We start from the raw sequence: 10,806 nt of genomic DNA on the forward strand, positions 1-10,806 counted from the left end.
CGGGTCCCCCGACGGCGGCGCCCCGGAGGGCGGCTCCCCGGACGGGGGGCCCGCGGACGGCACGGAGACGACCACTTCCGCACCGGGGGAGGTGTCGCTGGAGGCCGAACAGGTCACCGGCGGCCTCGAACATCCGTGGGACGTCGGCTTCCTGCCGGACGGCGGGGTACTCGTCACCGAACGCCCGGGCCGGCTCCGCCTCGTGCGCGGCGGCGACGTCACCGAGGTCGACGCCGACTTCTCCGACGTCCTCGTGCGGGGCGAGGGAGGGTTGCTGGGGCTGGTGGTGCACCCGGACTTCCCGGACACCCGGGAGTTCACCACGTGCCAGACGCACCGGCGCGACGGCGAGGCCGTGGACGTGCGGCTGGTGACCTGGCGGCTGTCCGACGACGCCCGGGCCGCGCGGCGGGTGCGGGACCTGCTGACCGGGCTGCCGGTCAACGACAGCGGCAGGCACTCCGGGTGCCGCCCCACCTTCGCCGCCGACGGCGCGCTGCTCGTCGGTACGGGTGACAGCGCGAGCGACCCCACGATCCCGCAGGACCGCACGAGCCTGGGCGGCAAGATCCTGCGGATCGACCCGGACACCGGGCGCGGACTGCCGGACAATCCGTTCGCCGACTCCGAGGACCCCGACACGCGCCGGGTGTACAGCTACGGACACCGCAACGTGCAGGGCGTGGCGGTACGGCCGGACACCGGCCAGGTGTACGCCTCCGGACACGGACCGACCGGCTTCGACGAGGTGAACCGGATCGTGGCCGGCGGCAACTACGGCTGGGACCCGTCCCGGGGCGGGACGACCGGCTCGTACGACGAGGACGTGCCGATGACCGACCTCGACCGGTTCCCGCAGGCGGTGCCCCCGCTGTGGACCTCGGGGGCGACCTCGACGGAGGCGCCGTCCGGCGCGGCGTTCGTCTCCGGCGGGCGCTGGGGTGCGCTGGACGGGACGCTGGCCGTCGTGGCCCTGCGGGGGCAGAAGATGCTGCTGTTCCGGCTCGACGACGCGGGCGACGACGTCACCGAGGTGCTCCTGCCGCCCGAGTTCGACGACGAGTTCGGCAGGCTCCGGGCGGTGCGCCGGGCGCCGGACGACGCGCTCTGGGTGACCACGTCGGGCGGCGAGGACGACATGCTGTTCCGGGTGACCCCGCGGCCCACCTGAGCCCGCCGCTCAGCCCCGGGGGCTGTGCCGGCCCCCGAGCCACCGCTCAGCCCCGGGGGCTGTGCTGGATCTTCGGCTTGTGCTCCAGATGGGACAGACCGTTCCACGCGAGGTTGACCAGGTGGGCCGCGACCTCGTGGCGCTTCGGCTTGCGTGCGTCGAGCCACCACTGGCCGGTCAGGGCCACCATGCCGACCAGCGCCTGCGCGTACAGGGGGGCCAGCTTGTCGTCGTACCCGCGGCTGTCGAACTCGTGTGCGAGCACGTGCTCCACCTGCCCGGCGATGTCGTTGAGCAGGGTGGAGAACGTGCCCGACGCGCTGGCCACCGGGGAGTCCCGCACCAGGATGCGGAACCCGTCGTGTGCCTCGTCGACATAGCCCAGCAGTGCGAGCGCGGCGTGTTCGAGCAGCTCGCGGGGGCCACCCCCGTCCAGGGTCGAGACCATCCGGTCGAGCAACGACTGCATCTCGCGGTCCACCACGACCGCGTAGATGCCCTCCTTACCACCGAAGTGCTCGTAGACCACCGGTTTGGACACGTTCGCCCGGTGCGCGATCTCCTCGATCGACGCGCCGTCGAACCCTTTCTCCGCGAACAGCGCCCGCGCCACGTCGAGCAGCTGCTGTCTGCGCTCGGCACCCGTCATCCGCACCCGGGCCGCCGGGGCCGTCACCCGTGCCCCCGCGGCCGCGTCGCGCTTCGCTCTGCGTCTCGCCGCCACCGCCCGCAGCCTAATGCGCCCGCACCCGACTCGCCGCCAAGGACCCCTCCCCCGCGTCACACGCCGCGAAGGCCTTCTTGCCTGCGTCCGGTGCAGGGAAGGAGGCCTTCGCGGCGTCCACCCGCCGGTGACCGGCGGATTACTTCGCGGACAGCTTCTGCAGGCGGTTCGGGGTCGGCCAGCGGACGTTGTAGGCCCAGCCGAGCTTCTCGAACACCCAGATCAACCGGGCGGAGATGTCGATCTGACCCCGCTGGACCCCGTGCCGGGCCGACGTCGGGTCGGCGTGGTGCAGGTTGTGCCACGACTCGCCGAACGAGAAGATCGCCAGCGGCCAGAAGTTGGCGGAACGGTCCCGGGCACTGTAGGGCCGCTCACCGATCATGTGACAGATCGAGTTCACCGACCAGGTCACGTGGTGCAGCACGCACACGCGCACGAGCCCGGCCCAGAAGAACGCCGTGACACCACCCCACAACGACCAGGTCACCAGCCCGCCGACGATGCCGGGCAGCACCAGCGACAGCACGGTCCACAGGGGGAACAGCCGGTCGACGCGGCGCAGCGCCGGGTCCTTGAGCAGGTCCGGCGCGAACCGCTCGGCGTTGCTGACGTCCCGCTCGAACAGCCAGCCCATGTGGGCGTGCCAGAACCCCTTGGCCAGTGCCACGGGGGAGGTGCCGAACATCCAGGGGGAGTGCGGGTCGCCCTCCCGGTCGGAGAACGCGTGGTGCCTGCGGTGGTCCGCGACCCAGGTGATGAGCGGCCCCTGCACCGCCATGCTGCCCGCGATCGCCATGACGACCCGCAGCCAGCGTTTCGCCTTGAAGGACCCGTGTGTGAAGTGTCGGTGGAACGAGACCGTGATCCCGAGTCCGCTGATGGCGTAGAACAGGACGAACAGGCCGACGTCGACCCAGCTCAGCCCCCATCCCCACGCGAAGGGGACAGCGACGGCCAGCGCGGCCAGCGGCGCGATCACGCCGAAGTACACCGCGAACTGCACGCCGGACGTGCGCTCTCCGTCCAGTATCGGCTTCGGGCCTCGCGCGGGCTTCGCCGCAGGGTCCTCGAGAGTAGCCGTCATACTTCTGCTTCTTTCCACGAATGACCAGGCAAGGTGGACCTTACCTACGTTGCCGTAGGTTACGGTACAGGAGGTCAGGGGCCGTTGGGGAGAGCCGGAACCCGGTCGGGCGGCCCCGGTGGTGACTACCCGGTGCCACGGTGGCTATCCTGACCAGGCGCGATCCGCCGTAGTGTAATTGGCAGCACTTCAGATTTTGGTTCTGACAGTCCAGGTTCGAGCCCTGGCGGCGGAGCTGCCCGGCTGCCGATCGCCTCCTGACGTGCCCGGAGGCGAAGAAGGGGTGTGGACCGGCTGCACGGCGAGGACTGGGACGACGAGCAGCGCCCGGCGTTGGGCGACATGTCCGACGCCTGGGTACTGGGGCGTGCCCGGGAGTTGATCGCCACGGTCCAGCGCACCGAACGTGCCGAACAGCTCCGGGTCACCGGGACACTCGACGAGCTGCTGGAGGAGACCCGTCGCCGCGGCGAGCCCGTCCTGGTCGCCCAGTTGCTGCGGGCCACCGCGCTGGCACGGTTGGTGATCCGGGGACTGGCCACCGAGGCCGAGCCCCTGCTCGACGAGATGCTCACGCACACCAAGCGGCACGGTCTCGCCCTCCTACGGGCCGACGCCCACGCGCTCCGCGGCAGGTCGCTCGTGCTCGGCGAACAGGACGACGCCGCGCTCACCGAGATCGCCCGCGCCCTCGCCCTGCTCGACGACGTGCCGAGCCCCGAGATACACCAGGGGCGCCGGGCGTGGGACCGGCTGCTCGCGGCGGCACTCAACGACTGTTGGATCGTGCTCAACCAGCTCGGCGTCTACGAGGCGGCCGAGGAGATGATCTCCCGCGCCCACCAGGCCATCCGGGACAGCGCCGGCCCGCACGAGATCACGCTGCAACTGCTCAACCGGGTCAAGATGCTGCTCGGCTGGGGATTGCGGCTGGAACGGGTCGGGCGCCGGGAGGAGGCGCACGAGAAGTTCCGCACCGCCGCCTCGATGACGATCGCCGCGGAGGCGCCGTTCGCCGAGTCGCTGTTCCCGCGCAAGCCGGACGTGCCCGCCGTGGAGCAGGTCGGTGTACTGGCGGCCTCGCTCGCGTTGGCCGCCCCCACCGCCGCACACATCGAACGGCTGCGCCGACTCGGCGCGGAGCAGGGTTACCCGCACGAGAAGGTCCTCGTCACCATCGCGCTGTCCCGCTGCCTGGTCGCCGACGGACGCACCGGCGAGGCCGTCGAGGAGTTGCTCGACGCCCGGCAGACCGAGGCCGACGACACGTCCCAGCCGTCCATGCGGCTCAATCTCATCCGGGAGCTGGCCACCCTCGGGGTGGAAAGCAACCCGGGCAGCGGACGGGAACCCCCCGGCACCGGCGCGGCGACGGCGGACGAGCCTGCCCGCACTCCCGGGAGGCCTCCCGGCGACGCCTTCCCGACCGACGTGTCCCCCGCCGAGGAACTCCGCAGGGACGAGACCGACACGGATTCCCGGACCACGACACCGGACGGCCCCGGTCGGGGACGCGGAACGGCCGCACTGCCGACGCCGACGGAGCTGCTGTGCGACTACGTCGTCGAACTGGAGGAGGAGCTGTGGTCGCTGCGTGAGTCCCAGATCGCGACCCTGAACACCCGGCGGGAACACGAGCGACTCTCCGCCGAACACGGCGCGATCACACAACAGGCGATGCAGGATCCGCTCACCGGCCTGCCCAACCGTCGCGCGCTCGACGAGCGGCTGCACGCGCTCGCCGTGTCCGGCGAATCCGAACCGCTCTCGGTCGCCCTGGTGGACCTGGACGGCTTCAAGGACGTCAACGACCAGCACTCGCACGCCGAGGGCGACGACGTGCTGCGCGTGGTCGCCAGCACCCTGCGGGACGCCCTCCGTGGCGACGACGTCGTGGCCCGCTACGGCGGTGACGAGTTCATCATCCTGCTCCCGGGTGCGCCGATGCCCGCGGCGACCCAGGCGCTCACCCGCGCCGTGAAGTCGGTGGCCTCGCTGCCGCGCCATCTCTCGCACGGGGTGACCCTGTCGGTGGGCCTGGTCGGCCTCCGACCGCTGGAGCGCGCGGAGGAGGTCCTGTCCCGCGCGGACGCGGCCATGTACCAGGCGAAACGGCGCGGCGGGAACCGGATCGCGTCGAATCCGGCGACGGAGGGGCCCGGCCACGGTGGCACCACCCACCCGCCGGGGGACGACCCGACGGCGGGGCGCGCACAGCGGACGTAGGATCGTGGGCCGTCGGTGAAACCCGTGCTGATTGAGGAGTGCCGTGACCGGCCCGCTGAGCACCATCATTCTCGCCGCGGGTGAGGGCACCCGCATGCGTTCGAAGACCCCCAAAGTGCTGCACCCGATCGCGGGCAGACCGCTGGTCGAGCACGCGGTGCGCGCGGCGGCCGGGCTCGACCCCGGCCGGCTCGTCGTCGTGGTGGGACACGGCAGACAGCCGGTGACCGAGCGGTTGTCCGGGCTGGCCGACACCCTCGGCAGGCCGGTGGCCACGGCGGTGCAGGAGACGCAGAACGGCACGGGGCACGCGGTGTCCTGCGCCCTGACCGGACTCGGCGGCGCCGCGGGCGTGTCCGGCACGGTGCTGGTCACCTACGGCGACGTGCCGCTGCTGGATACCACGACCCTCGAGGCACTGCTGTCCGAACACACCGGACGCGGCAACGCCGCCACCGTGCTCACCGCGGTGGTCGGCGAACCGGGCGGATACGGCCGGATCCTGCGCGACGCCACCGGCGAGGTCACCGGCATCGTGGAGCACAAGGACGCCGACGCCGACCAGCTCGCGATCCACGAGATCAACTCCGGGGTGTACGCGTTCGACGCCGCGGTGCTCGCCGACGGCCTGTCCCGGCTGTCCACCGACAACGCCCAGGGCGAGCTGTACCTCACCGACGTGCTCGGCATCGCCCGCGGTGCCGGCGGGCGCGTCGGCGGTCTGGTCGTCGACGATCCCTGGCTCACCGAGGGCGTCAACGACCGGGTGCAGCTGTCGACGCTCGGCGCCGAGCTGAACCGGCGGATCGTGCGGCACTGGCAACGGGCGGGGGTCACCGTCGTCGACCCCGCGACGACCTGGCTGGACGCGGATGTCACGCTGGCCCCCGACGTGGTGCTGGAGCCCAACGTGCAGCTGCACGGCCGGACCACCGTCGAGGAGGGGGCACGCATCGGCCCCGACACCACCCTGACCGACGTCGCGGTGGGTGCCGGAGCGCGGATGGTGCGCACCCACGGCAGCGACTCCGTCGTCGGGGCGGGCGCCGAGGTGGGCCCGTTCGCCTACCTGCGCCCGGGCACGCGCCTCGGCGAGGACGGCAAGATCGGCACCTTCGTGGAGACGAAGAAGGCCGACATCGGCACGGGCACGAAGGTGCCGCACCTGACCTACGTCGGGGACGCGACCATCGGTGAGCACAGCAACATCGGCGCCTCCAGCGTGTTCGTGAACTACGACGGCACGGACAAGCACCACACCGTCGTCGGTTCGCACGTGCGGACGGGCTCGGACACCATGTTCGTCGCCCCCGTGACCGTGGGCGACGGCGCTTACAGTGGTGCGGGAACGGTGCTGCGGCGGGACGTGCCGCCGGGCGCGCTCGCGGTCTCCGGCTCGCCACAACGCAACATCGAAGGCTGGGTACCCCGGCGAAGGCCGGGTACCCGTGCGGCGGAGGCAGCGGAGAAGGCGCTCGCCGCACAGCAGGAAACCGAAACCGACGGGGAGTCGCCAGAATGAGCCCGAAGTCCGGCACGCCGAAGAAGAATCTCATGCTCTTCTCCGGCCGTTCGCATGTCGAACTCGCCGAGGAGGTCGCCAAGAGCCTCAACGTGACGATCACCCCGCAGACCCTGCACAGCTTCGCCAACGGCGAGCTCTACGTGCGCTACGAGGAGTCGGTGCGGGGCTCCGACGCCTTCGTCCTGCAGAGCTTCTCCCCGCCGATCAACGAGTGGGTCATGGAGCAGCTGATCATGGTGGACGCGCTCAAGCGTGGCAGCGCCAAGCGCATCACCGTGATCATGCCGTTCTACCCGTACTCCCGGCAGGACAAGAAGCACAAGGGCCGGGAGCCGATCTCCGCGCGGCTCATCGCGGACCTGTTCAAGACCGCCGGCGCGGACCGCATCCTGACGGTGGATCTGCACACCGCCCAGATCCAGGGCTTCTTCGACGGCCCCGTCGACCACCTGCACGGGCAGAACGTCCTGGCCGACTACATCAACGAGCACTACGGCGACAACAACATCACCGTCGTCTCCCCGGACTCCGGCCGGGTGCGGCTGGCCGAGAAGTGGGCCCAGCAGCTCGGCGACCGGCCGATCGCGTTCATCCACAAGACGCGCGACCCGGACACGCCGAACCAGGCCGTGGCCAACCGCGTCGTCGGCAACGTGGAGAACCGGCTGTGCGTGCTGATCGACGACATGATCGACACCGGCGGCACCATCACCAAGGCGACCGAGGCGCTGCTGGAGGGGGGCGCTTCCGACGTGGTGGTGGCCTCCACGCACGGCATCCTGTCCGACCCGGCCGCCGAGCGGCTGGCGAACTCCCGGGCGCGCGAGGTGATCGTCACCAACTCGCTGCCGATCCCCGAGGAGAAGCGCTTCTCCAAGCTCACCGTCCTCTCGATCGCCCCGCTGCTGGCCCGCGCCATCCAGGAGGTCTTCGAGGACGGCTCGGTCACCAGCCTCTTCGACGGAAGCGCCTGACCCCGGCCGGTCACCCTCCGTAGTGTGCCGTGAGGGGCACTTTCCCTGCACTCAACGCAGGGAAAGTGCCCCTCACGGCGTCTGACGCAGGGAATGTGCCCTTCACGGCACACCCCCGCCGGGGGCGGCTGTGCCGGGTGGGAGCGGCTGGCATAGGATGTAGGGGTTGTCTCGGCGAGGTGAGAGACGTCGCGTGGCGCGACGACTCTCGACGTGATCGACGCGGCGGCTCGTAGGCCACCCGTGCGCGCACGTCGTGGACTCGCCGCCGGACAGCCACAAGCAACGTTTTTCCCGATCCCACCGCAAGGAGTGCATCCCCGTGTCCGAGGTACGTCTGACGGTCGAACCGCGCACCGAGTTCGGCAAGGGCGCCGCGCGCCGCACCCGCCGCGCGGGCAAGATCCCCGCGGTGTTGTACGGCCACGGCGAGAACCCCCGGCACCTGGCGCTGCCCGCCATCGACTTCGCCCGCGTGGTCCGCGAGAACGGCCAGAACGCCGTGCTCACGCTGGACGTCGCCGGGTCGGCGGAGAAGTCCAGGGAACTGGCGCTGACCAAGACCGTGACCGTGCACCCGCTGAAGAACTACATCGAGCACGTAGACCTGCTCGTGGTGCACCGCGGGGAGAAGGTCACCGTCGACGTGCCGGTCTCCACCACCGGCCAGGCGGCGCCCGGCACGCTGGTCAACCACGAGCTCGACACCGTCCAGGTCGAGGTCGACGCGCTGAACATCCCCGAGCATCTCGAGGTCTCCGTGGACGGCGCCGAGGCCGGCACGCAGATCTCGGCGGGTGACGTGCCGTTGCCGCGGGGGGCGACCCTGGTCGGCGACCCCGAGCAGCTCGTGGTCGGCGTCAGCGAGGCGCCCACCGAGTCGGCCATGGAGGCCGAGGTGGACACCGAGGGCGCCGGTGTGGTCGAGGAGCAGTCCGAGACCGAAGAGGCCAAGGCCGAGTAACGGCCGGACCGGACGACACAGCGGGACCGGGGTGCCAGGAGTGGGAAACGATCTGCCGGGGGGCGGCGAGCGCGTGCTGCTCGCCGGCCTCGGCAACCCCGGTCCGCGGTACGCGGCGAACCGGCACAACATCGGCTTCCTGGTGCTGGACGAACTCGCCGACCGGCTCGGCGGCTCGTTCAAGGCGCACAAGGGCGGTGCCGAGGTGCTTCAGGGCCGCCTGGCCGGGCGCAGCGTGGTGCTGGCCAAGCCCCGGTCGTACATGAATCTCTCGGGCGGGCCCGTGGCGGGCACCGCCCGCTTCCACTCGATCGCCGCCGACGGTGTCGTGGTGATCCACGACGAACTCGACCTCGACTTCGGTGCCGTGAAGCTGAAGTTCGGCGGCGGCGACAACGGACACAACGGACTCCGCTCGATCACGAAGTCGCTCGGCACGCGGGACTACCACCGCGTGCGGTTCGGGGTCGGCCGCCCGCCGGGGCGGATGAGCCCCGCCGACTACGTGCTCAAGGATTTCTCCACCGTCGAGCGCAAGGAACTCGCCGTCCACATCGACCGGTGTGCCGACGCGGTCACCGAGCTGGTGCGATCCGGTCTCGCCGCGGCGCAGAACGCTTTCCACTGATTCACCGGCGTCGGGCTTTCGCGCCGAGCCGTTCACACCGCACCGGCTCGAACAGTGCCCCACGGGGTTGTCCCCCGTACGAGCGCTTCACCCTCCCCGATCAGGTGACGATCGCGGTTCGGCGCGTTTCCCGGGCACTCCTCGTGGCTAGGTCGTGACGCGAAGTCGGACCACTCTCAGTCAGGAGGAAGGGTCGCATGTCGCTCACCGCAGACGAGGTCGCCGGGCTCGAGTTCGGGAACGCACCACTCGGCCGCCGCGGCTACTCCAAGACCGAGGTCGACGCCTTCGTGCGCCGCGTCGCGCGGGCACTGGCGGGTTCGGACGACCTCACCGCGGCCGAGGTCCACCACGTCCGCTTCTCCCGGCCGCTGCTGGGCAGGCGCGGCTACGACGAGCGGGAGGTCGACGAGTTCCTCGACGCCGTGGAGGAACAGCTGCTGGCCGTGCCCCGCCCACGGTCCGGCCACCGTGCCGACGACGTCGACCGCGAACCCGCCGTCTCCCGGGACCCCGCCGACCGGGCCGCGAACCCTCCGACGGCGCGGGGGCATCGATGAGGCTCACGGCCGCGGACGTCGACGACGTGTGGCTGCCCTCCGCCCCCTGGGGCACCCGCGGGTACAACACGATGCAGGTGAACGCCTTCCTGCGCCGGATCGCGGCCACTCTGGACGATCGGGACCACGTCACCGCCGCCGACGTCGGGGCCGTCGCGTTCACCCTGCACCCGACGGGCAGGCGCGGCGGCTACGACCCCGGGGCCGTCGACGCCTTCCTGCGCGTCGTCGAGCGCGCCCTGGCGATCCGCGAACGTGCTGACCACGACCGCGACGCGCCACGGCCGGAGCCCGACGACACCCACGACCGGCCGTGGCGGCGGATCACGGCGTGAGGCGCCGCGCGCTCAGGCGTACGCCTCGATCCGCTCCCGGTACTCCTCCGCGGTGGCGGCACGCCGGACCTTGCCCGACGGCGTCTTCGGGAGACTGCCCTTCGGCAGCACCAGCACCGAGTACGGCCGCGCGTCGACGGCCTCGCGCACCCGGGAGGTGACCTGCCGCGCGAGCGCGGCCTCCGCCTCGGTGTCCCCGGCCACCGTGGACTCCAGCACCACGGCGAACCGTTCCCGGCGAGTACCCGCGTCCAGCCGCACCGCCACGGCGTTGCCCGCGCGGACCCCGTCGACCGCGTCGGTCGCGCGCTCGATGTCGGTCGGGTAGACGTTGCGGCCACCGAGGATGATGACGTCCTTGGCCCGTCCGCAGATCACGATCTGGCCGTCCACGAGGTACCCGAGGTCGCCCGTGGCGAACCAGCCGTGGGCGTCCTGCGTGTCCACCGGGCCGTCCACGGTGAGGTAGCCCGGGGTCACGGCCTCGCCGCGCAGCTGGATCTCGCCGACCTCGCGTTCGGCGCGCGTGCGGCCGTCGTCGCCCACGATCCGTGCCTGGAGACCGTTCAGCGGGCGGCCGAGCACGGCGAACCCGCGCACGGCGTCGGTGCC

The 10,806-nt window shown here is 71.5% G+C and carries 10 protein-coding genes, 1 tRNA gene and 1 pseudogene; 9 read left to right on the plus strand and 3 right to left on the minus strand.

All coding sequences use genetic code 11. The features are described 5' to 3' along the window. A partial coding sequence (locus SACHA_RS0103610) for a PQQ-dependent sugar dehydrogenase (protein WP_232211801.1) occupies positions 1–1,171 on the plus strand: 1,171 nt, incomplete at its 5' end. Between the two features lie 46 nt (positions 1,172–1,217). Here SACHA_RS0103610 and SACHA_RS0103615 read toward each other — a convergent pair. Continuing rightward, complete coding sequence (locus SACHA_RS0103615; protein WP_039737861.1) at positions 1,218–1,820, minus strand: TetR/AcrR family transcriptional regulator; 603 nt, start codon at positions 1,818–1,820, stop codon at positions 1,218–1,220. Positions 1,821–2,034: 214 nt separating this feature from the next. After that, the gene (locus SACHA_RS0103620) at positions 2,035–2,982 is read right to left on the minus strand and encodes an acyl-CoA desaturase (RefSeq protein WP_028662854.1); all 948 of its coding nucleotides are present in this window, start codon (positions 2,980–2,982) and stop codon (positions 2,035–2,037) included. A 163-nt stretch (positions 2,983–3,145) separates the two neighbouring features. Here SACHA_RS0103620 and SACHA_RS0103625 point away from each other — a divergent pair. From SACHA_RS0103625 to SACHA_RS0103660, 8 genes are all read left to right on the plus strand, one after another. Further along, positions 3,146–3,217: transfer RNA gene (locus SACHA_RS0103625), tRNA-Gln, on the plus strand. A gap of 50 nt (positions 3,218–3,267) precedes the next feature. After that, the gene (locus SACHA_RS20090) at positions 3,268–5,208 is read left to right on the plus strand and encodes a GGDEF domain-containing protein (protein ID WP_019807280.1); all 1,941 of its coding nucleotides are present in this window, start codon (positions 3,268–3,270) and stop codon (positions 5,206–5,208) included. A gap of 43 nt (positions 5,209–5,251) precedes the next feature. Beyond that, positions 5,252–6,730 (plus strand): bifunctional UDP-N-acetylglucosamine diphosphorylase/glucosamine-1-phosphate N-acetyltransferase GlmU, encoded by a 1,479-nt coding sequence (gene glmU / locus SACHA_RS0103635; protein ID WP_019807282.1) that lies wholly within the window; start codon positions 5,252–5,254, stop codon positions 6,728–6,730. Continuing rightward, a complete protein-coding gene (locus tag SACHA_RS0103640; RefSeq protein WP_019807284.1) occupies positions 6,727–7,707 on the plus strand; it encodes a ribose-phosphate diphosphokinase in 981 nt (326 codons plus the stop codon). The genes glmU and SACHA_RS0103640 overlap by 4 nt, the downstream gene beginning before the upstream one ends. A gap of 322 nt (positions 7,708–8,029) precedes the next feature. Then, positions 8,030–8,671, plus strand: a complete 642-nt coding sequence (locus SACHA_RS0103645) for a 50S ribosomal protein L25/general stress protein Ctc (RefSeq protein WP_019807286.1) — start codon at positions 8,030–8,032, stop codon at positions 8,669–8,671. Positions 8,672–8,711: 40 nt separating this feature from the next. Further along, positions 8,712–9,299 carry an aminoacyl-tRNA hydrolase gene (pth, locus tag SACHA_RS0103650; protein WP_019807287.1) on the plus strand — a complete coding sequence of 196 codons (588 nt, stop codon included), beginning with the start codon at positions 8,712–8,714 and terminating at the stop codon, positions 9,297–9,299. Positions 9,300–9,496: 197 nt separating this feature from the next. Further along, positions 9,497–9,859 carry a DivIVA domain-containing protein gene (locus tag SACHA_RS0103655; RefSeq protein ID WP_019807289.1) on the plus strand — a complete coding sequence of 121 codons (363 nt, stop codon included), beginning with the start codon at positions 9,497–9,499 and terminating at the stop codon, positions 9,857–9,859. Continuing rightward, positions 9,856–10,194 carry a DivIVA domain-containing protein gene (locus tag SACHA_RS0103660; RefSeq protein WP_019807291.1) on the plus strand — a complete coding sequence of 113 codons (339 nt, stop codon included), beginning with the start codon at positions 9,856–9,858 and terminating at the stop codon, positions 10,192–10,194. The genes SACHA_RS0103655 and SACHA_RS0103660 overlap by 4 nt, the downstream gene beginning before the upstream one ends. A 12-nt stretch (positions 10,195–10,206) precedes the next feature. Here SACHA_RS0103660 and SACHA_RS20095 read toward each other — a convergent pair. Beyond that, positions 10,207–10,806, minus strand: a pseudogene (locus tag SACHA_RS20095) (AMP-binding protein); the annotation flags it as partial.

Source organism: Saccharomonospora halophila 8 (genome assembly GCF_000383775.1).
GTDB classification, from domain to species: domain Bacteria; phylum Actinomycetota; class Actinomycetes; order Mycobacteriales; family Pseudonocardiaceae; genus Saccharomonospora; species Saccharomonospora halophila.